The organism is Pseudomonas sp. NY8896, assembly GCF_039634505.1.
This window is the reverse complement of sequence record NZ_CP132350.1, coordinates 4081447-4101696: the sequence shown is the minus strand read 5'-3', so window position 1 is coordinate 4101696 and position 20250 is coordinate 4081447. Positions and strand designations below refer to the sequence as shown.

At 62.4% G+C, this 20250-nt stretch carries 18 protein-coding genes; 9 read left to right on the top strand and 9 right to left on the bottom strand.

Annotated elements, in window-relative coordinates:
* Positions 1–7 precede the first annotated feature (7 nt).
* The 5 genes from Q9451_RS18325 to Q9451_RS18305 all read left to right on the top strand — a co-directional run bounded on the left by Q9451_RS18325 (position 8) and on the right by Q9451_RS18305 (position 4677).
* The gene (locus Q9451_RS18325; RefSeq protein ID WP_012272018.1) at positions 8–481 is read left to right on the top strand and encodes a MarR family transcriptional regulator; all 474 of its coding nucleotides are present in this window, start codon (positions 8–10) and stop codon (positions 479–481) included.
* A gap of 30 nt (positions 482–511) precedes the next feature.
* Positions 512–1699 carry an HlyD family efflux transporter periplasmic adaptor subunit gene (locus tag Q9451_RS18320; RefSeq protein WP_012272019.1) on the top strand — a complete coding sequence of 396 codons (1188 nt, stop codon included), beginning with the start codon at positions 512–514 and terminating at the stop codon, positions 1697–1699.
* The gene (locus tag Q9451_RS18315) at positions 1696–3231 is read left to right on the top strand and encodes a DHA2 family efflux MFS transporter permease subunit (protein WP_012272020.1); all 1536 of its coding nucleotides are present in this window, start codon (positions 1696–1698) and stop codon (positions 3229–3231) included. Before Q9451_RS18320 ends, Q9451_RS18315 begins: the two co-directional genes overlap by 4 nt.
* Before the next feature lie 448 nt (positions 3232–3679).
* Complete coding sequence (locus tag Q9451_RS18310; protein ID WP_345960701.1) at positions 3680–3859, top strand: hypothetical protein; 180 nt, start codon at positions 3680–3682, stop codon at positions 3857–3859.
* 71 nt (positions 3860–3930) lie between these two features.
* The gene (locus Q9451_RS18305; protein WP_012272022.1) at positions 3931–4677 is read left to right on the top strand and encodes an SDR family oxidoreductase; all 747 of its coding nucleotides are present in this window, start codon (positions 3931–3933) and stop codon (positions 4675–4677) included.
* 9 nt (positions 4678–4686) lie between these two features.
* Here the strand turns inward: Q9451_RS18305 and Q9451_RS18300 are convergent, their stop codons facing one another.
* The 5 genes from Q9451_RS18300 to Q9451_RS18280 form a co-directional block, all read right to left on the bottom strand.
* Complete coding sequence (locus tag Q9451_RS18300) at positions 4687–6753, bottom strand: PAS domain-containing protein (RefSeq protein WP_012272023.1); 2067 nt, start codon at positions 6751–6753, stop codon at positions 4687–4689.
* A gap of 63 nt (positions 6754–6816) precedes the next feature.
* Complete coding sequence (locus tag Q9451_RS18295; RefSeq protein ID WP_012272024.1) at positions 6817–8472, bottom strand: PAS domain-containing sensor histidine kinase; 1656 nt, start codon at positions 8470–8472, stop codon at positions 6817–6819.
* 57 nt (positions 8473–8529) lie between these two features.
* Positions 8530–9939: a GntR family transcriptional regulator MpaR gene (mapR, locus tag Q9451_RS18290; RefSeq protein WP_012272025.1), complete on the bottom strand. Its 1410-nt coding sequence runs from the start codon at positions 9937–9939 to the stop codon at positions 8530–8532.
* A gap of 50 nt (positions 9940–9989) precedes the next feature.
* Positions 9990–11393 carry a cytochrome c oxidase accessory protein CcoG gene (gene ccoG / locus Q9451_RS18285; RefSeq protein ID WP_012272026.1) on the bottom strand — a complete coding sequence of 468 codons (1404 nt, stop codon included), beginning with the start codon at positions 11391–11393 and terminating at the stop codon, positions 9990–9992.
* A gap of 121 nt (positions 11394–11514) precedes the next feature.
* Positions 11515–11754 (bottom strand): DUF3203 family protein, encoded by a 240-nt coding sequence (locus Q9451_RS18280; RefSeq protein ID WP_012272027.1) that lies wholly within the window; start codon positions 11752–11754, stop codon positions 11515–11517.
* A 139-nt stretch (positions 11755–11893) separates the two neighbouring features.
* On the opposite strand from Q9451_RS18280, the gene Q9451_RS18275 reads away from it, so the two are divergent.
* Positions 11894–12412, top strand: a complete 519-nt coding sequence (locus tag Q9451_RS18275) for an MgtC/SapB family protein (protein WP_003247836.1) — start codon at positions 11894–11896, stop codon at positions 12410–12412.
* 532 nt (positions 12413–12944) lie between these two features.
* Here Q9451_RS18275 and Q9451_RS18270 read toward each other — a convergent pair.
* The 3 genes from Q9451_RS18270 to Q9451_RS18260 form a co-directional block, all read right to left on the bottom strand.
* Positions 12945–13844, bottom strand: coding sequence for a hydroxymethylglutaryl-CoA lyase (locus Q9451_RS18270; protein ID WP_012272029.1), 900 nt, complete (start codon positions 13842–13844; stop codon positions 12945–12947).
* A 19-nt stretch (positions 13845–13863) separates the two neighbouring features.
* Positions 13864–14262 (bottom strand): MerR family DNA-binding transcriptional regulator, encoded by a 399-nt coding sequence (locus Q9451_RS18265; protein WP_003247847.1) that lies wholly within the window; start codon positions 14260–14262, stop codon positions 13864–13866.
* Positions 14263–14335: 73 nt separating this feature from the next.
* Complete coding sequence (locus Q9451_RS18260; RefSeq protein WP_012272030.1) at positions 14336–15214, bottom strand: helix-turn-helix domain-containing protein; 879 nt, start codon at positions 15212–15214, stop codon at positions 14336–14338.
* A gap of 173 nt (positions 15215–15387) precedes the next feature.
* On the opposite strand from Q9451_RS18260, the gene pobA reads away from it, so the two are divergent.
* Positions 15388–16575, top strand: a complete 1188-nt coding sequence (gene pobA, locus Q9451_RS18255) for a 4-hydroxybenzoate 3-monooxygenase (RefSeq protein WP_012272031.1) — start codon at positions 15388–15390, stop codon at positions 16573–16575.
* Between the two features lie 43 nt (positions 16576–16618).
* Here the strand turns inward: pobA and Q9451_RS18250 are convergent, their stop codons facing one another.
* Complete coding sequence (locus Q9451_RS18250; protein ID WP_012272032.1) at positions 16619–17272, bottom strand: ankyrin repeat domain-containing protein; 654 nt, start codon at positions 17270–17272, stop codon at positions 16619–16621.
* A gap of 116 nt (positions 17273–17388) precedes the next feature.
* Here Q9451_RS18250 and ggt point away from each other — a divergent pair, with 116 nt between their 5' ends.
* Entirely contained in the window at positions 17389–19179 is a 1791-nt protein-coding gene (ggt, locus tag Q9451_RS18245; RefSeq protein WP_012272033.1) for a gamma-glutamyltransferase, read from the top strand.
* Positions 19180–19223: 44 nt separating this feature from the next.
* Complete coding sequence (locus tag Q9451_RS18240) at positions 19224–20105, top strand: LysR substrate-binding domain-containing protein (RefSeq protein WP_012272034.1); 882 nt, start codon at positions 19224–19226, stop codon at positions 20103–20105.
* Positions 20106–20250 lie beyond the last annotated feature (145 nt).

Below are 20250 nucleotides of genomic sequence, written 5' to 3'. Positions count from 1 at the left end.
GTCTTCGATGGCCCATTTCTCTCCCGAAAACTTCCAGACCTGCGCCATCGGCATGTTGCTTGGCCGTGCGGCGATCCTGAAGGACCGCATTCTCGACTGGCACCTCGAATCAGAGGGCGTCACCGCCGCGCAGTTCAAGGTGTTGATCATCGTCACCCAGTACCAGGTGGATACCCCGGCCGAGTTGTGCCGCTACTTGGGCCTGGACAGCGGTTCGATGACCCGCATGCTCGACCGCCTCGAGCAGAAGGAGCTGATCGTGCGCAACCGTTGCGCCGACGACCGGCGCTTGGTGCGCCTGGCGCTCACGGCCGACGGCCAGCGTCTGGCCGACCGCCTGCCAGAAATAGGCGCCGCCGCGATGAACGAGTTGTGCGGCGTGCTGGCACCTGAAGAGCTCAAGACCCTGGAAGGCCTGCTGGCCAAGGTGCTGCTCGGTGCTGGCGACCCGTTGACGATCCGCCGTTTCGGCGACCGTTGAACCCTGTCACGAATTATCCAAGGTATTGTCATGGCCACTCCCGCAGACACCCCGACTCCCTCCGCCGAGCCCTCGCGCAAGCGCAAGGCCTGGCTGCTTGGCCTGCTGTTGCTGCTGATACTTGGTGGTATCGGCACGTGGGCCTGGTACAGCCTGGTCGGCCGCTGGCACGAAAGCACCGACGATGCCTACGTCAATGGCAACGTCGTGGAAATCACCCCACTGGTCACCGGCACTGTGACCAGCATCGGAGCCGATGACGGCGACCTGGTCCATGCCGGCCAGGTGTTGCTGCAATTCGACCCAGCCGACAGCGAGGTGGCCTTGCAGTCCGCCGAAGCCAAGCTGGCGCGCAGTGTGCGCCAGGTCCGCGGGCTGTACAGCAACGTCGACTCGCTCAAGGCCCAGCTGGAAACGCGCCAGGCCGAACTGCGCAAGGCGCAGCAGGACTTCAACCGGCGCAAGGTGCTGGCCGACAGCGGTGCGATTGCCGCAGAAGAGCTGTCCCATGCCCGCGACGACTTGAGCGTGGCCCAGGCCGCCGTCAACAGTGCACGCCAGCAACTCAGCACCAGCAGCGCGCTGGTCGACGACACCGTGGTGTCCTCGCACCCCGAGGTGATGGCTGCCGCAGCCGACTTGCGCCAGGCCTACCTCGACCACGCCCGTACCACCCTGGTCGCGCCGGTCACCGGCTATGTCGCCAAGCGCACCGTGCAGCTGGGCCAGCGCCTGCAGCCGGGCACCGCGACCATGGCGGTAATCCCGCTGGACCAGGTGTGGATCGACGCCAACTTCAAGGAAACCCAACTGCGTGACATGCGCATTGGCCAGCCCGTGGAAATCAGCGCTGACCTGTACGGTAGCGAGGTCAAGTACAGCGGCACGGTCGACAGCCTTGGCGCGGGTACCGGCAGTGCCTTTGCCTTGCTGCCGGCGCAGAACGCCACCGGTAACTGGATCAAGATCGTCCAGCGCGTACCCGTGCGCATCCACCTCAGCCCCGACCAGCTCAAGGACCACCCGCTGCGTATCGGCCTGTCCACCGTGGTGGAAGTCGACCTGCACGACCAGAGCGGCCCGACCCTGGCCCAGCAGCCACCGCAGCAGGCCAGTTACACCACCCAGGTGTATGACCGCCAGCTGGTCGAAGCCGATAACCTGATCGCTCAGCTGATTCACGAAAACAGCGCTCCCGGCAAGACGGCGCAGCGATGAGCAACAACGCCGCTGCCCAGTTCACGCCGCCAAGCCTGCTGCTGACCACCATCGGCCTGTCGCTGGCGACGTTCATGCAGGTGCTCGACACCACCATCGCCAACGTGGCCTTGCCGACCATTTCCGGCAACCTGGGGGTGAGCTATGAGCAGGGTACCTGGGTTATCACTTCGTTCGCGGTGAGCAACGCCATCGCCTTGCCGTTGACTGGCTGGCTGAGCCGCCGCTTTGGTGAGGTGAAACTGTTCATCTGGGCCACACTGCTGTTCGTGCTGGCTTCGTTCCTGTGCGGTATCGCCCAGTCGATGCCCGAGCTGGTCGGGTTTCGTGTGCTGCAGGGTGTGGTCGCCGGGCCGTTGTACCCGATGACCCAGACGCTGCTGATTGCTGTTTATCCCCCGGCGAAACGGGGGATGGCCCTGGCATTACTGGCGATGGTCACGGTGGTGGCGCCGATTGCCGGGCCAATTCTGGGTGGCTGGATCACTGATAGCTACAGTTGGCCGTGGATCTTCTTCATCAACGTGCCGATCGGCCTGTTCGCTGCCGCGGTGGTGCGTCAGCAGATGCGTACGCGGCCGGTGGTCACCAGTCGTCAACCGATGGACTACATCGGCCTGCTCACGCTGATCATCGGCGTCGGCGCCTTGCAGGTGGTGTTGGATAAAGGCAACGACCTGGACTGGTTCGAGTCATCCTTCATCATCGTCGGCAGCCTGATCTCGGTGGTGTTTCTGGCAGTGTTCGTGATCTGGGAGCTGACCGACCGCCACCCGGTGGTCAATCTACGTTTGTTCGTGCATCGAAACTTCCGCGTCGGCACCATCGTGCTGGTCGGGGGGTATGCCGGGTTCTTCGGTATCAACCTGATCCTGCCGCAGTGGTTGCAGACGCAGATGGGCTACACCGCGACCTGGGCGGGCCTGGCGGTGGCGCCGATTGGCTTGCTGCCGGTGATCATGTCGCCTTTCGTGGGCAAGTATGCGCACCGGTTCGACTTGCGGGTGCTGGCGGGGCTGGCGTTCCTGGCGATCGGTACCAGTTGTTACATGCGCGCGGGGTTCACCAGTGAAGTGGACTTCCAGCATGTGGCCTTGGTGCAGTTGTTCATGGGTATTGGGGTGGCGTTGTTCTTCATGCCGACCTTGAGCATTCTGCTGTCCGACCTGCCGCCGCACCAGATTGCCGATGGTTCTGGGCTGGCGACGTTCCTGCGTACCTTGGGCGGGAGTTTTGCGGCTTCGTTGACGACGTGGATCTGGATTCGGCGGGCGGACCAGCATCATGCCTACCTGAGCGAGAACATCAGCCAGTTCGACCCGGCGACGCGGCATACACTTGAGCAGTTGGGTGGGGCCAGCCCGCAGAGCTATGCGCAACTGGAGCAGATACTCAATGGGCAGGCTTACATGATGTCCACGGTGGACTACTTCACTTTGATGACCTGGGTGTTTGCTGGGTTGATTCTGTTGGTGTGGTTTGCCAAGCCACCGTTTACGGCCAAGGCGGGGCCGGCGTCGGCTGGGCATTGAGCACGTACACGATTAGATTCAAACGCTCTTGCTCTTGCTCTTGCTCTTGCTCTTGCTCTTGCTCTTGCTCTTGCTCTTGCTCTTGCTCTTGCTCTTGCTCTTGCTCTTGCTCTTGCTTCGGCGTTTGCTTCTAAGCGCGTGATAGTCCAGGCGACGATCTGCGTGAATGAATGTTTACTCGGTGTGAAGGCCCACATCCAAGAAGCAAGAAGCAGAGTTTGTCTGTTTTGACCCGGCGCACAGTCCGTTTGCGATGGCGACACTGACTCACCTTTTCGCCCTTACGGCGAGTCACTTTTTGTCAAACGCGACAAAAAGTAACCAAAAAACGCTGCGCTCCCATCATCCGGCCCCTACGCTGCGCTCCGGGGTCCCCTCACTCCGGCCTTGCTCCCGGGAGGACCGCGCTGCAGGCCCCATCCTGGGGCCCAGCGCTTGACGGGCATCCATGCCCGTCACCTCCCTCCGCAAGGCCTACGTTCGGCCTCCTGAAGTCGCGAAGATCAAGATCAAGATCAAGAGCAAGAGCAAGAGCAAGAGCAAGATCAAGAGCAAGAGCAAGAGCAAGAGCAAGAGCAAGAGCAAGATCAAGAGCCGGAGTGGGGTGGGAACCGGAGGTGGGAGCTGACCTTGGTCATTCCCCTACGTCGCCTTTTCGCCTATTGTCGATCCTCCCTTCCCCAAACGATTGGCACATTCATGGAGAACGTCATCGTCATCACCGGCGGCAGCCGCGGTATCGGCGCCGCCACGGCGTTGCTGGCCGCCCGTCACGGCTACCGCATCTGCATCAATTACCACACCGACGACCAAGCTGCGCAAAACATCCTCGGCCAGGTACGCGCCCTGGGCGCCGAGGCCATTGCCGTGCGCGCCGACGCCAGCGTCGAGGATGAAATCATCCAGCTGTTCCAGCGCGTCGACGAAGAACTCGGCCCGGTCACCGCATTGGTCAACAACGCCGGCACCATCGGCCAGCAAAGCCGCGTCGAGGAAATGTCCGAGTTCCGCCTGCTCAAGATCATGAAGACCAACGTCGTCGGCCCCATGCTCTGCGCCAAGCACGCCTTGCTGCGCATGGCGCACCGGCATGGCGGGCAGGGCGGCGCCATCGTCAACGTGTCGTCGATGGCCGCACGGCTTGGTTCACCCAATGAATATGTCGACTATGCAGCCTCCAAGGGCGCGCTCGATACCTTCACCATCGGCCTGGCCAAAGAGGTGGCAGGCGAGGGCGTACGGGTCAATGGCGTACGACCGGGCTATATCCACACCGGTTTCCATGCGCTGTCCGGTGACCCGGATCGCGTCAGCAAGCTCGAACCCGGCTTGCCCATGGGCCGCGGTGGACGCCCCGAGGAAGTGGCCGAGGCCATCCTCTGGCTGCTCTCGGACAAAGCATCCTATTCCACCGGTAGTTTCATCGACCTGAGCGGAGGGCGCTGAACGCGCCCGTCAATCCTCCAGCAGTTCTCGTACCCGCTCGGCCAGCACTTCCAGCTCGAACGGCTTGGTCAGCACCAATGTACCTTGCAGCAACTGGCCGTCGCTGAGCGCCGCGCTTTCGTCGTAGCCAGTGATGAACAACACTTTGATGTCTGGGTAGCGCTCACGGCAGCGTTCGGCCACCTGGCGACCATTCAGGCCGCCCGGCAGGCCGATATCACTCAGCAGCAGGTCTGGCCGTTCGCCACGTTGCAGGTGCGCGAGGGCAGTCGGGCCATTCTCGAAAGCGTCCACCTGGTAGCCCAGCTCCTCCAGCACTTCGCCGACCACCATGCGCAAGGCCGCCTGGTCCTCGATCAGCAGGATTCGCCGTGCCGCCGTGCTGCTTTTTTCAAGTCGCGTGTCGCGGGCCTTGGGCGCTGGGGCTTTGGGTTGCTCATGGTGTCGTGGGAACAGCAGCTCGATTCGTGTACCTTCACCAAGTACGGACAACACGCGCAATTGCCCTCCCGATTGGCGCACGAAGCCGTAAGTCATCGACAATCCCAGGCCGGTGCCCTGGCCGATAGGTTTTGTGGTGAAAAACGGGTCGACTGCGCGCTCCGCCACTTCGGCCGACATGCCTTTACCGTTGTCGACGATGCTTAGCCGCACGTACTCGCCGGCAGGTATCTCCAATGCCTGGGCCTGCGCTTCGTCAATTTGCAGGTTGTCGCCGATGATGTCGATCAAACCACCCGCAGGCATTGCGTCGCGGGCGTTGATGCAAATGTTGAGCAGGGCACTTTCCAGTTGTGGCGGGTCGATGAAGGTCGGCCACAGCTGGCTGGCGAACTGGCTGTTCAGGGTAATTTCCGGGCCTATGGTGCGGCGCAGCAACTCTTCCATGCCGGCCACCAATGTGGCCACCTGCGTGGAGCAGGGTTGCAGGGTCTGCTGGCGGGAGAACGCCAGCAGCCGGTGCACCAGCGAAGAGGCCAGCTGCGCCGAGCCGCTGGACAGCTCCAGCAACGGCTCCAGGGCGTCGAAGCGTGATTGGTCCAGGCGTTGGCGCATCAGTTCCTGAGCGCCGAGTATGCCGCCCAGCAAGTTGTTGAAGTCGTGGGCGATGCCGCCGCTGAGCTGGCCCACGGCTTCCATCTTCTGCGCTTGACGAAGGGCTTCTTCGGCCTTGGCCAAGCGATCCTGCTCTTGCACCCGCTCAGTGATGTCGTAGGCGAACAGAAAGGCCCCTTGTATTTCTCCTTCATGGTCGCGCAGGGCGTTGAAGCGCAGCTCGTAATGGCGCGCCAGGGGCTCCTTGCCGAAGGTGCCGACTTCTACGAACTGCTCACCCGCCAGGGCGCGCTTCCACAAGGACAGGTTCAGCGCCTGACCGTGAAGCCCATCATCTATCAGATCTGTCAGGCAATCGCCGATTTCCGGGGTTTTCCCAAACAGCAGCTGGAAATCAAGCTTGGCCTGGCGGTTGATGGCCAGCCAGCGCATGTCGTTGTCGAGCACATGCACATTGACCACACTGTGGTCGACCAACTCTGCAAACAAGCGTCGCTCTGCCAGTGCCGTGTTCACGCGTTGCTCGAGCTCTTCGTTCAGGCGCTGCAGGGCTTGCTCCGCACGCCGGCGTTCGGTCACGTCCTTGAACAACACGGCTACCTGACGCTTTTCGGCTGGCTCTACGCGAAAAGTGGTCACTGATAGCACATGGCCGGTGGCGACCAGCTCCTGCTCGAAGTGCAGGGGGGCGCCGGTACGAAGTACAGCGCCATAGCGCGCCACCCAGTCATCGGCCTCGTCAGGCACCATCTCGCGCAGCTTCTGCCCGACCACGTTGGGAATACCGGCGTGCTTGGCGTAGGCCGCGTTGGCCAGCACATGCACATAGTCACTCAACGGACCGTGCGGGCCGTCGAAGAATTCGATGATGCAAAAGCCTTCGTCCATGGTGTCGAACAACGACCGGTAAAAGCCCTGATCATGGTCTTGAAGGCTGGCAAGACGTGCTTCCAATAGTGCGTTCTGCCGTTGCAGAGCTTCGACTTGTTGACGCAGGGAGAGCAGGTCGCGGGAGGGCATGCCGTTGTCCGACAAAAGAGGAGAAGCAAACTTTAACGTGTTCACCTGCTGGCGGATAGACGATCAGCGTTGCGGCGGCGCAATACCCAGCAAGCGGTTTACCCGACTGCAGAAGCTCTGCAGGTCGAACGGTTTGGACAGCAGCTCGGTGCGGCTGTCGGGACGGGTACTGGGCGGGAGCTCGGCAGCGTCATAGCCGGTGATCAGCAATACCGGGGCGTTGGCCTGAAACCCTTGAAACGCCTCTGCCAACTGATAACCGTCGATACCTCCGGGTAGGCCGACATCTGTGATGAGCAAGTCCGGTAGCGGGCCCGCATGCAGCGCCTCAAGTGCCGGGCGGCCAACGTCGAAAGCCTGTACTTCATGGCCAAGTTCAGTCAGTACTTCGACGAGCACCAAGCGCATGGCGGACTGGTCCTCCACTAGCATGACCCGCTGCACACGGGGGGCGGAAAGCACAACACAGGTTGTGGCTGGCACAGGTGGGCTGTCGGCACTGATGCACTCTTCCCGAGGAAAATACAGGTGAATGCACGTGCCTTGCCCAGCCACGCTTTCGATCTGCAACTGCCCGCCGGACTGGCGGACGAAGCCATAGACCATGGACAGCCCCAGGCCGGTACCTTGTCCGAGCGGTTTGGTGGTGAAGAAGGGTTCAAGGGCTCGCTGCATCACTTCGTTGGACATGCCCATGCCGGTATCGGTGACGCGAATGTGCAAATACCGCCCTGCGGGCAGGTCCAGTTGCCCGGCCTCGGCCACAGCAAGGTCACTGTTTGCACACGAGATGCTGAGGATACCGCCCAAGGGCATGGCATCTCGGGCATTGATGCACAGGTTCAGCAAGGCATTTTCCAGTTGCTGCGGATCGATACGAATCTGCCACAGTCCGGCCAATGTCTGGTCGTGGAAATCAATGTGAGGACCGGTAGAACTGGCGATCAAGTCTTGCATACCGGCAACCAAGCACTGCACATCGATGGGTTGCGGAATCAGCGTTTGCTGGCGCGAGAAGGCCAGTAGGCGCTGTACCTGCGTGGCGGCGCGTATCGTGGTGTTGCGGCAAAGTTCCAGCATGCGCGCGGTGTCGGCGTGGCGTTGTTCGCGCAAGCGCTGCTCGGCCAGTTCCAGCGCACCTAGCAGGCTGCCCAGCAGGTTATTGAAGTCGTGGGCAATACCACCGGTCAACTGGCCGACCGCTTCCATTTTTTGCGACTGACGCAACGCTTCCTCGGCCTGGCGCAGGCGTTGCTGTTCGGCCGTGCGCTCGGTGATGTCATAGGCGAACATGTAGCCGCCCTGGATGCGTTGCTGAATATCGAGCAACGGGTGGCAACGAATTTCGTAATGGCGTGGTGCGTCAACGGGCCCGAGGGTGATGGTGTCGATGAACGCTTCGCCGGCCATTACGCGCGGCCATACCGGGGCCAGACGGTCCATGATGTCGGGTTGGTTGGTCAGAAACTGCGGTACGTGGTCGCCAATCTGCGGTACGAAACCTCGGTAACGCTCGAAGGTTTCGCGTGCCGTACGGTTGATGGCCACCAGGCGCATCTTGCGGTCGGCAGCGAATACATTGGCCAGGCTGCTGTCGAGCAGTTCGCCCAGCAGCTTGACGTGTGCTTGTGAGGTGTCTTCGCGCTCTGCCAGGCGCGCCTCCAGCTCTGCGACACGCGCTTGCAACTGGATAATCGACGGAGGCGCGTCTGGTTGCATGGCGAGGGCCCGATGAACGGATCGAGCAACTATAGTCGCCCCTCGGGCCAGTCGCTATCAAAACGAGCGAATGATCCGCCCAAGGGTTTCCATGGCCCGCTCGGCACCGTCGTGCCAGGGGCTGCCGTAGTTCAGGCGGATGCAGTTGCCGAAGCGCCGGGTGGGTGAAAAGATTGGCCCGGGAGCGATACTGATCCCTTGCGCCAGGGCCATGTGGAACAGCTTGAGGGCGTCCATTTGCTCGGGCAGTTCCAGCCATAGGAAGTAGCCGCCAGAGGGCTGGCTGACCCGCGTCTGCGCCGGGAAGTGGCGCGCGATGGCCGCCAGCATGTTGGCCTGCTGGCCTTCCAGGGCGTAGCGCAGTTTGCGCAGGTGGCGGTCGTAGCCGCCGTGTTGCAGGTAGTCGGCGATGGCCGCCTGGGCCGGCATCGAGGCACACAACGAAGTCATCAGTTTCAGCCGTTCGATCTTCTGCGCAAAGCGCCCGGCGGCCACCCAGCCAATGCGATAGCCCGGTGCCAGGCTTTTGGCGAACGAACCGCAGTGCATGACCAGGCCTTGGGTGTCGAAAGCCTTGGCTGGCTTGGGCGCCTGTTGCGAGTAGTACAGCTCGGCATAGACGTCGTCTTCGATCAACGGCACCTGATGGCGTGTCAGCAACTCAACCAAAGCCTGCTTCTTGGCTTCTGGCATGCTCGCACCCACCGGGTTCTGGAAGTTGGTCATGCACCACACGGCTTTAACCGGGTGCTTCTCCAGGGTTTGCGCAAGTACCCCCAGGTCCATGCCCTCGCGCGGGTGGACCGGAATCTCCACGGCCTTGAGCTTGAGCCGCTCCAGCACCTGCAGGCAGGCATAGAAGGCGGGGGCTTCGATCGCGACCAGGTCACCCGGCTGGGTCACTGCCTGCAGGCACAGGTTCAAGGCTTCCAGCGCACCGTTGGTGATCAGCAGCTCTTCCATGGGCAACATCAGCCCGCCGACCATGTAACGCAGCGCGATTTGCCGGCGCAGCTGCGGGTTGCCCGGCGACAGGTCAGTCACCACCATGCGCGGGTCCATGCTGCGGCTGGCGCTGGCCAGCGAGCGCGACAAGCGTTGCAGGGGGAACAGCTCGGGGCTGGGGAAGGCCGAGCCGAACGGTATGGTGTTGGGGTCTTTGATCGAGTCGAGGATGGAGAACACCAACGCGCTGACGTCCACGTCGGTAGACTCGCTGACCGGCTGCAGCGCCTGCGGCTCGCTGAACTGGCGCGGAGCGTGGGCGTTGACGAAATACCCGGAGCGCGGCCGGGCGCGAATCAACCCGCGCCGCTCCAGCAGGTAATAGGCCTGGAACACAGTAGACGGGCTGACCCCGTGGGTCTGGCTGGCGTAGCGCACCGAAGGCACGCGCTGGCCGGGGCCCAGCACCCCGGAGCGAATCAGTTCGGCAATGTCGTCGGCGAAGCGTTCGTAGCGTTTCATTCTGGCCTTCTGTCGAAGCCTGGCAGGCAAGGTGGCGTCAGTGTAAGGGATCAACGGTTCATGGGGGCGACGAAGCGACTGTGCGCCACGCTACGGATAGCGGGGTCGTCACGTTCGCTGATTTCAAAACTCAGCGTCTGCGAGCTGCTGGTCGGGCGTTCGGCGAGCATTGCCACCGACACCGGCAATTCGCTCATTTCACCCGCAGGGATGACCAATGCGGTGTTGCCCTGCAAGGCAAAGCCGTCGGCGTCCACCAGGCGCAGCTCATAATGCTGGGTACGTTCGGTCTTGTTGATGACCTTGAGCAGGTAGATGTTCTCGATCTGGCCCAGGGCGTTTTCACGGAACAGGCCGCGGTCCTTGATCACATCCAGCGACACCATCGGGCGCAACTGCAAGGCCACCACCAGCGCCCCGATCATCACCACCAGTGCGGCGGCGTAGCCCAGCAGGCGCGGGCGTAGCCAGTGAGTGGTACCGCCTTGCAGGCTGTGCTCGGACTTGTAGCCAATCAGGCCGCGGGCGTAACCCATCTTGTCCATCACCCCGTCACAGGCGTCTATGCACGCGGCGCAACCGATGCAGGCCATCTGCAAGCCATCGCGAATGTCGATGCCGGTGGGGCACACCTGCACGCACAAGGTGCAATCGATGCAGTCGCCCAAGCCCTGAGCTTGAACGTCACTGCCTTTCTTGCGGGGGCCACGGGTTTCGCCACGACGCGGGTCATAGGCGACTGCCAGGGTGTCCTTGTCGAACATCACGCTCTGAAAGCGCGCATACGGGCACATATGCAGGCACACGGCATCGCGCAGCAGGCCGGCGTTGATGTAGGTGGCGGCCGTGAAGAACAGAACCCAGAACAACGCCACGCCACCCAGTTGCAGGGTGAACAGCTCTGCAGCCAGTGGCCGGATCGGGGTGAAGTAACCGACGAAGGTCAGCCCGGTGACTACGCCAATGGCCAGCCACAGGCTGTGCTTGAGCGTGCGGCGCGCCAGTTTGTTCAGGCTCCAGGGCGCGGCGGCCAGCTTGATGCGTTGGTTACGGTCACCCTCGGTCACCTTTTCGCACCACATGAACAGCCAGGTCCAGGTACTTTGTGGGCAGCTGTAACCGCACCATACGCGCCCGGCATAGACGGTGATGGCAAACAAGCCAAAGGCGCAGATGATCAGCAGCGCTGACAGCAGGATGAAGTCCTGTGGCCAGAACGTGGCGCCGAAGATATGGAATTTACTGTTGCCCAGGTCCCACAGCACGGCCTGGCGGCCGTTCCAGTTCAGCCAGGCGGTGCCGAAGAACAGCACGAACAGGGCGCCGGCAAAGCCGATGCGCAGGTTGCGGTACAGCCCGGTGAAGCTGCGGGTATGGATGCCGCTGTCGGTGCGTCGCGGTTGGGGGCTGGCTGGGGCGGTGGCGATCTCTGTAAAAGGGATTCTATCGTTCATGGCTCGGTGCTCATCAGGCCTCGATCAGGCATGAGCACTATGGCCTTGAACCTGTTATCAGCACAGGTTCAGGTTTTGCGATAAAAACCATATCAGATTTACCGCTTGGCCCCGCCAGGCCTTAGATTACCGAGCCTGGCACGCTAGCCTTCAGATGCCTGCGGCTATCCACCGCACCCGCCACGGTGAGTGCGTCGGCCTCGGCTTCAGTGATCGGCACACGCTGGCCCGCAAGCAGGGCCACCGACATATGCAACTGTTCGTCGGTGATGATTTCGATATCAGGGCCTTCACCTTCGATGCGCAGGTCTTCGCCGATCAGTGTGCAACGGCGCGTGGTTTCGTCGACTTCAATGGGCATGGGGTGGTCCTCGTGGGGGTGGTTACAGGGTGGACCGCGGTTTGGGGCTGGTTGCTGCATCGGCAGGCTGAGCGGCACTTTGCCCTGTGTGCAGAGGTCAACCATGCAAGCACGATGTTCAGGCAGGGGCACCACCGCGATGGACGTCATCTGGCAAGCAATCCAGGCCGAGTTCGCCGATGTCACCGATGAGCGCGAGGTTACACAAATCCTTGTGCGCCTGCTGATGGCTGCGGTACTTGGCGCCGTGCTCGGATTCGAGCGTGAACACAAAGGCAAGTCTGCCGGGGTGCGTACCCATATGCTGGTCTCGCTGGGTGCCGCCTTGTTCGTGCTGGCACCCAGTATGGCCGGGGCTGACGAGCAAGCGTTGAGCCGGGTGATCCAGGGCATCGTCGCCGGGATCGGCTTTCTGGGGGCGGGCACCATCCTCAAGGGTAACGGCCAGGACACCAGCCATGTGAAAGGCCTGACTACTGCTGCCGGGTTGTGGATGACAGCAGCCATCGGTACAGCAGCTGGCATGGGCCGCGAAGCCACGGCACTGATCAGCACGGTACTGGCCCTGTTGGTGCTGGGCACGATGCCGTTACTGGTAGAGAAGGTCGAAGGGCAGGATGAGGAGAAGCAGAAGGAGGAAGAGGGCAGGAAGCACTGAGGGGAGCCGAAGCTCCCCTCAAAGCGTTGTTGCCTGCTCTTTTTTTATTATTGGGACCGGCCTATTGTTGTTTTTGTCGGCTTGTCCTGGTGTTGCGGGCGACCCCCATGCGGGGTCAAGAGCAAACGTATTTTTTTGAGCGCTGACCTGCTTTCATCATGGCTGATCCGAACCTGGCTGCTGCTACCTTGAGGTAGTTTTATTGTTCTGTGCCAGACCGCGGGGCGTACCCCTGAAAAGCGTGTCGACTCCAAAAAAATCTGCTTGCTACGCCTCTGCCGTGTTGTTCTTGTTATGTCAGAGCCGTTACCTGTTGTTTTTATTGGGTGTCACATTTTTTTTGTTGTTGTACCGAAGATATAGCAGGGTGCGTGCCAACTTTTACAAACCCTTTAAAATCAAGCACTTAGCTTTTTTCGTCAAAACCGCTTGGCCTGAAATTTTGTCGATTTGTTTCCCTGTTACCCGATTTTTTGCTGTGAAACGTGGGGGCGGTAACACTTCACCCACACGTATGTGACACCCGTGTGACTTATTGCGCGCTGCGCGCCCGTGCTACCCGCGACCCGTTGTCGCGGCCCAGCACGCTGCTGATGCGCTGGCCGGCGGCGATCAGCCGGCCCAGGTCGACGCCGGTTTCAATACCCAGCCCTTGCAGCAGGTACACCACGTCTTCACTGGCGATGTTGCCGGTAGCGCCCTTGGCGTAAGGGCAACCGCCCAACCCGGCCACCGAGCTGTCGAACACGCTGATGCCTTCAAGCAGGCTGGCATAGACGTTGGCCAGGGCCTGACCATAAGTGTCATGGAAGTGCCCGGCCAGTTGCTCGCGCGGTACTTGCGCCGAGACCACCTCGAACAGGTGGCGGGTGTCGCCGGCGGTGCCGGTGCCGATGGTGTCGCCCAGCGAGACCTCGTAGCAGCCCATGTCGTGCAGGGCGCGTGCCACCAGGGCTACCTGCTCGGCACTGACCTTGCCCTCATAAGGGCAGCCGAGCACGCACGACACATACCCACGCACGCGCACACCATGGCTGCGCGCAGCTTCCATGATGGGCTCGAAGCGTTTGAGGCTGTCACTGATCGAGCAATTGATGTTGCGCTGCGAGAACGCTTCGGAGGCCGCAGCGAAAACCGCCACTTCTTTCACCCCGGCAGCCAGGGCGTCCTCGAAACCGCGCAGGTTCGGCGCCAGCGCTGCATAGGTCACGCCTGGGCGTTGCTGAATGCCGGCGAACACCTCGGCAGAGCCGGCCATCTGCGGCACCCACTTGGGCGAGACGAAACTGCCCACTTCGATATAGGCCAGGCCTGCTTCGGTGAGGTCGTCAACCAGTCGCACCTTGTCGGCGACACTGATGGGCTGGGCTTCGTTCTGCAGGCCGTCGCGGGGGCCTACTTCGACCAGGCGGACGTGTTTGGGCAAGGACATGGCGGGTTTCCTGTGGCGTTCAGCGGTTGTCTTTGTTGTTCAGGGTGGCGGCCAGGGCTTGTTCGCAGCGCTCCTGGGCGGTGTCCAGTTCCAGTTGCATCTGGTGAATGTCGAGCATCTGCTGCTCCAGCTGGGCGCGACGCTCGGCGATTTTCGCCAGCATGCTGTTGAGCTGCTTGAGGTTGCCGCTGGTGGGGTCGTACAGCTCGATCAGCTCGCGGCACTCGGCCAAAGAAAAGCCGATGCGCTTGCCGCGCAGGATGAGCTTCAGGCTGACCTTGTCGCGCGGCGAGTAGATACGCTCCAGGCCACGGCGCTCTGGGCTCAACAGGCCCTGTTCCTCGTAGAAGCGAATCGCGCGGGTGGTGATGTCCAGCTCGCGGGACAGGTCGGAGATGCTGTAGGTCTGGGTGCTCATGCTGGGGCTCGGCGTGGGGTATGCGGCTATCCTGAAGGCAGGTTGACGTATACGTCAAGCAGGCGGCTGCAAATCAGTCAGGCTGCCCCGATCGCCGATATCCATTGGGCGTCTGCCCGCTCAAACGCTTGAACCACCGCGCAAAGTAAGTCGGGTCGGTGAACCCCAGGCTATCCGATAACTGCCCGATGCTCATCCGCGTATAAATCAGGTTACGCCGAGCCTCCAGCAACAAACGCTGGTGCACAACCTGCAGCGCAGTCTGGCCACTGAGCGCCCGGCACAGCTGGTTAAGCTGCAAGCTCGGTACATTCAGCCGCGCGGCAAAATCCTCTACCGACAGATGCTCGCGATAATGCGCTTCAACCAGGCGCAAATACTGCCCCAGCAACAGGCGGTCACGCTCATCGCGGTTACGTGGCGCTTGCCCCAACTGTTGGCGGCGGCTGATCCATACCATAAGCGCGGTAACCAATGCTTCAAGCATTGCCGCGCGCGCCGGGGCATTGCCCTGGTACTCCTGCTGCAGGGTGTCGATCAGGCTGCGCAGGTGCACGCGCTCATGCCCCAGCGGGTAACAGGCAGGTTGTGCCAGCACGGTCAGTGGCGCACCCAGGCGTTGTTCCAGATTCGCTACCAGCGCAGTGCCGAAGGTCAGCACGTAGCCCTGGATATCGGCGCTGAAGCGAAAGCCATGCACGGTCATCGGCGGTACCACCTGGATCGCCGCCTCATCGATGGCACTGCGCACCCCCTCGATCTCCACCTGGGCCTGGCCGCGCTGCACATACAGCAATTGGAACAGCTCGGCATGCTGGTGCGGCTTGATCTCCCAGTGATGCAGGCGGCTGCGTGCCGGGATCGATTCGCAATGCATCAGGTCAGTGCCGGGCCACGCCTGGTTTTCGCCATACAGCTTGAACAACGGGACGCCGGGGAGGGTGGATTTCATCTGGGCTGACCTGTCCGTTAATCGAACGTTTTTTGTAAAAGTGCAGGTTTTGCATGGAATAGCACAGTTAACTGGCGTTTTTTGTCAGTAAAAATGCAAGGGCAAACCCTAACAGCAGATGCGGGCCCACTGCCAGTCCTGGGCCGGCATCGTCCGAACAAGAGACAACAACAATGAAAACTCAGGTTGCAATTATTGGTGCAGGTCCATCGGGCCTGCTGCTGGGCCAGCTGCTGCACAAGGCCGGTATCGATAACGTCATCCTCGAACGCCAGACGGCCGAATATGTCCTTGGCCGCATCCGCGCCGGGGTGCTGGAGCAAGGTACTGTCGACCTGTTGCGCGAAGCCGGAGTCTCAGAACGCATGGACCGTGAGGGCCTGGTGCACGAAGGTGTCGAGCTGCTGGTTGGCGGGCGCCGCCAACGCCTGGACCTCAAGGCCCTCACCGGTGGCAAGACGGTGATGGTCTATGGGCAGACCGAAGTCACCCGTGATCTTATGCAGGCCCGTGAAGCCAGCGGCGCGCCAATCATCTATTCAGCCAGCAATGTCCAGCCGCACGAACTGAAGGGCGAGAAGCCGTATCTCACCTTCGAAAAAGACGGCCAGGTGCATCGGGTGGACTGTGACTATATCGCCGGCTGTGACGGCTTCCACGGCGTCTCTCGGCAAAGCATTCCCGAGGGCGTGCTGAAACAGTACGAGCGGGTTTACCCGTTTGGCTGGCTGGGCCTGCTGTCGGACACCCCACCGGTCAACCACGAGTTGATCTATGCCCACCACGAGCGAGGTTTCGCGTTGTGCAGCCAACGCTCGCAAACCCGCAGCCGCTACTACCTGCAGGTACCTTTGCAGGACCGGGTCGAAGCATGGTCTGACGAGCGTTTCTGGGACGAGCTGAAAGCCCGTTTGCCAGCCGACGTGGCGGCAGACCTGGTTACGGGCCCAGCCCTGGAAAAAAGCATTGCGCCACTGCGCAGCCTGGTGGTGGAGCCGATGCAGTATGGCCACTTGTTCCTGGTGGGTGACGCCGCGCACATCGTCCCGCCTACCGGCGCCAAAGGCCTTAACCTGGCCGCTTCGGACGTCAACTACCTGTACCGCATTCTGCTCAAGGTATACCGCGAAGGGCGCACCGACCTGTTGCAGCAGTACTCGCCGCTGGCCTTGCGCCGGGTATGGAAAGGCGAGCGCTTCAGCTGGTTCATGACCCAGCTGCTGCATGACTTCGGTAGCCACAAGGATGCCTGGGACAAGAAGATGCAGGAGGCTGACCGCGAGTATTTCCTGACCTCGCCAGCGGGGCTGGTGAACATTGCTGAGAACTATGTGGGGCTGCCGTTCGAAGAAGTGGTGTGATTTCTAAGGGGCGCTTTGCGCCCCAGCATTTCAACGCCAGGCTTTACTCGTGGGCCAGCAGCATCTCCATCTGCCGATACCCCCGCTGCCGCGCATGCTCCAGCGCGGTCACCCCGTCCTTGTCGGCAATCTGCCGATCCGCCCCGGCCGCCAGCAACCGCCGCACGACCTCCACATGCCGCGGCCCGCCATTGCCCAGCACCACGGCCTCCATAAGCGCGGTCCAGTGCAGCTGGTTAAGGTGGTTCACGTCAACGCCGGCATCAATCAACATTTGCACGGTCTCGACATGCCCGCGCTCGGCAGCCGGAATCAGCGCGGTGCCGCCGTAACGATTGGTGCTCTTGAGGTCCGCCCCGTGGCGCAGGGTCAGCCGCAGGATGTCGTTCAGGCCCCGGGCGCCAGCATACAGGTAGGGGCTGTCGTCGATGTTGTCCTTGGCATTCACATCGGCCCCGGCTTCGATCAGGGCTTTCGCCGCCGCCAGCTGGTTGCCGTGGGTCGCCACCAGCAGGGCAGTGCGCCCTTGCTCATCACGGCTGTCCAGCCGGGCACCTTGCCCCAGCAATTGTTGCAAAGTGCGCACGTCATCGTGGCGGGCGGCGTTGTGCAGGCGGTTGTCCACAGTGCGGGTCTCGGCGTGGGTGGCAAGGCTGGTGCACAGGGCAAACAGCGTCGCGGCAATTGATAAACGCATGGGCGGGCTCCTTATCGACCTGGCTACATCCTAGAAAAATCGCGGCAAGGCTTGAAGTTAACTTTGCGCATGACCGACAGTGCCTGGCTGAATAGTTGAAGGCAGGAAGCAAGACGATGAAATTTTCTACGCCGCTGATGAGCGCTCTGTGCCTGGTGGCTGCCAGTGGCTGGGCCTGTGCCGACCAGGTGCTGCCCGCACCACCGGAGCTGGCCTCTGGTTACCGCAGCGGGCTGCAGCCGGTGCACGCCAGCCGGCACATGGCCGCTGCCGCCAACCCGCTGGCCAGTGAAGCGGGGCGGGCGATATTGCGTGCCGGGGGCAGTGCGATTGACGCTGCCATCGCCATGCAGATGGTGCTGACCCTGGTCGAACCCCAGTCCAGTGGCATTGGCGGCGGGGCGTTCATCTTGTATTGGGACGGCAGGCGCGTACAGGCATTCGACGGTCGCGAGGCTGCGCCGGCGGCGGTGACAGAGAAGCTGTTCCTGCAAGCCGACGGTACACCGGTGCCGTTCCGGGCAGCGCAGATTGGTGGCCGTTCGGTCGGCGTGCCAGGGGGGCTACGTGCCTTGAAACTGGCCCACGATCAACACGGTAAGCTGCCTTGGCGCGACCTGTTCGCCCCGGCCATTGCCCTGGCACGCAACGGTTTCGCGGTTTCCGAGCGCCTGCACACGTTGCTGGCCGGGGACCCCTACATTGGCCGTTCACCCGCAATGGCTCGCTATTTTCTGGATGAACAGGGCAAGCCGCTGGCAGTGGGCACAACACTGCGAAACCCTGAGTTGGCCTACACCTTCGAGCGGATCGCGGCAGAAGGCCCCGAGGCGTTCTACAGCGGTGAAATTGCCGAAGCCATTGTGGCCAAGGTGCGCAGCCATGCCAATGCGGGTTACCTGTCGCTGCAGGACTTGCAGCAGTATCAGGCCAAGGAGCGCGAGCCGGTGTGTGGCCCTTACAAAGCCTGGCGAATATGCGGCATGCCGCCGCCATCGTCGGGCGGGGTGACGGTGCTGCAGACCTTGGGCATGCTCGAAGCCGTGCAACGCGCTGCGCCCCAGCGCGACCTGGCAGCGCTGCGTCCGCTGGCCACCTCGTCCCCGGCCCGGCTGGAGGCACCGCCACTGGCCGTGCATCTGATTGCCGAGGCCGAACGCCTGGCCTATGCCGACCGCGCCCAGTACCTGGCCGACAGCGACTATGTGCCGGTGCCGGTCAAGGCCCTGACCGATCCCGCCTACCTGGCCAGCCGCGCCGCCTTGATCGGTGAGTACAGCATGAAGCGTGCACTGCCGGGCCGGCCGCAAGGCGCGGACCTGGCCCTGGCGCCTGACCGCTCGCCATTGCGCATTTCCACGTCGCACCTCAGTGCCGTGGATGACAGTGGGCAGGCCTTGGCCATGACCAGCTCGGTGGAGGCCGCATTCGGTTCGCACCTGATGGTCAAAGGCTTCCTGCTCAACAATCACCTGACCGACTTTTCCTTCACCCCCCAAGAGCACGGCAAGCCGGTGGCCAACCGGGTGCAGCCGGGCAAGCGGCCACTGTCGGCCATGGCGCCGACCTTGGTGTTCTCGCGTGCCTCTGGCGAGCTTGTGGCCAGCCTCGGCTCGCCGGGCGGTTCTCAGATCATTGGTTACGTGAACAAGGCGCTGGTCGGCCTGCTGGATTGGCAGCTCGACCCGCAGCAGGCCGCCGGCCTGCCCAACTTCGGCAGCCGCAATGCGGGTACCGAAGTGGAAGCAGGGCTGGCCAGCCCGTCGCTGATCCGCCAGTTGGCGGCCTGGGGACACGACGTGACACCGATGACCATGACCAGCGGCATGCAGATCATCCAGCGCAGTGGCGAGGGTTGGTCAGGTGGTGCCGACCCTCGGCGGGAAGGTGTGGCCCTTGGCGACTAGCCGTGATAGAACGCAGGTTCGCCATTCAGTAGTTGAATACCAAGATGTCCATCAGCGTGAAATCGAATAGGGCTCTGTTCGACCTCGACCTGCTGCGCGCCATTGTCGTGGTGGCCGATTGCGGCAGCTTCACCACCGCTGCCGCGCGCCTGCATTCGACCCAGTCGACGATCAGCCAGAAGGTGCGCCGCCTGGAAGACATGGTCGGCCACCGCCTACTGGTACGCGGCAACCGTGATGTGCTACCGACCGATGCCGGGCAAACCCTGCTCGGCTATGCCCGGCACATGCTGGCGCTGAACGACCAGATGCTCGAAGCCCTGGCCGGGGCGATGGTGGGTACCACCGTGCGCCTTGGCGTGCCCGAGGACTTCGTTGGCGGGCGTACCACCAATGCGTTGTCGGCCTTCAGCCGGCTGCAGCCACAGGTGAAGCTGGAAGTGACCAGTGGCTTGTGCCGGGACCTCAGCCAGGCCTACGACAATGGTGAACTTGACCTGGTGCTGCTCAAGCAGCGGCGCAACACCCGCGAGGGCGTGGCCTGCTGGCCAGAGCGCCTGCAATGGATCGACAGCGCGCGTACGCCCGCCTTCGAGCTCGACCCGATCCCGCTGGTGACCTTCCCGCCACGCGGCCTGTACCGCGAAGACATGATCAACGCCATCGAAGGCATGGGCCGACGCTGGCGTATCAGCTTCACCAGTTCCAGCCTCAGTGGCATCCAGGCCGCGGTCGCCGATGGCATGGGCGTGAGCCTGCTGCCACCAAGGGCGGCCACTGGTGAGCACCGGGTGCTGGGGGCAGGGCAAGGGCTGCCGGAGGTCGACAGCTATGAGATCGTCATCGTCCACCGGCCGACGGCAGATGTGATGGTCAAGGCGTTGGCCGAGGTGATGACGCAGCTATTGGCAGGTGGTGGCATCTGACGCGGCCTGACGATCTGACGCGGTCGCTGTAGGAGCGGCCTTGTGTCGCGAAAGGGCTGCAAAGCAGCCCCAGAATTTCAGCGGTGGTGCACAAGTTGCTGGGGCCGCGTGGCGGCCCTTTCGCGACACAAGGCCGCTCCTACAC

Coding starts and splice junctions, on each gene's coding strand:
- Q9451_RS18325 (WP_012272018.1), top strand. CDS start 8: ATGGCCCATTTCTCTCCCGAAAACTTCCAGACCTGCGCCATCGGCATG.
- Q9451_RS18320 (WP_012272019.1), top strand. CDS start 512: ATGGCCACTCCCGCAGACACCCCGACTCCCTCCGCCGAGCCCTCGCGC.
- Q9451_RS18315 (WP_012272020.1), top strand. CDS start 1,696: ATGAGCAACAACGCCGCTGCCCAGTTCACGCCGCCAAGCCTGCTGCTG.
- Q9451_RS18310 (WP_345960701.1), top strand. CDS start 3,680: ATGCCCGTCACCTCCCTCCGCAAGGCCTACGTTCGGCCTCCTGAAGTC.
- Q9451_RS18305 (WP_012272022.1), top strand. CDS start 3,931: ATGGAGAACGTCATCGTCATCACCGGCGGCAGCCGCGGTATCGGCGCC.
- Q9451_RS18300 (WP_012272023.1), bottom strand. CDS start 6,753: ATGCCCTCCCGCGACCTGCTCTCCCTGCGTCAACAAGTCGAAGCTCTG.
- Q9451_RS18295 (WP_012272024.1), bottom strand. CDS start 8,472: ATGCAACCAGACGCGCCTCCGTCGATTATCCAGTTGCAAGCGCGTGTC.
- mapR (WP_012272025.1), bottom strand. CDS start 9,939: ATGAAACGCTACGAACGCTTCGCCGACGACATTGCCGAACTGATTCGC.
- ccoG (WP_012272026.1), bottom strand. CDS start 11,393: ATGAACGATAGAATCCCTTTTACAGAGATCGCCACCGCCCCAGCCAGC.
- Q9451_RS18280 (WP_012272027.1), bottom strand. CDS start 11,754: ATGCCCATTGAAGTCGACGAAACCACGCGCCGTTGCACACTGATCGGC.
- Q9451_RS18275 (WP_003247836.1), top strand. CDS start 11,894: ATGGACGTCATCTGGCAAGCAATCCAGGCCGAGTTCGCCGATGTCACC.
- Q9451_RS18270 (WP_012272029.1), bottom strand. CDS start 13,844: ATGTCCTTGCCCAAACACGTCCGCCTGGTCGAAGTAGGCCCCCGCGAC.
- Q9451_RS18265 (WP_003247847.1), bottom strand. CDS start 14,262: ATGAGCACCCAGACCTACAGCATCTCCGACCTGTCCCGCGAGCTGGAC.
- Q9451_RS18260 (WP_012272030.1), bottom strand. CDS start 15,214: ATGAAATCCACCCTCCCCGGCGTCCCGTTGTTCAAGCTGTATGGCGAA.
- pobA (WP_012272031.1), top strand. CDS start 15,388: ATGAAAACTCAGGTTGCAATTATTGGTGCAGGTCCATCGGGCCTGCTG.
- Q9451_RS18250 (WP_012272032.1), bottom strand. CDS start 17,272: ATGCGTTTATCAATTGCCGCGACGCTGTTTGCCCTGTGCACCAGCCTT.
- ggt (WP_012272033.1), top strand. CDS start 17,389: ATGAAATTTTCTACGCCGCTGATGAGCGCTCTGTGCCTGGTGGCTGCC.
- Q9451_RS18240 (WP_012272034.1), top strand. CDS start 19,224: ATGTCCATCAGCGTGAAATCGAATAGGGCTCTGTTCGACCTCGACCTG.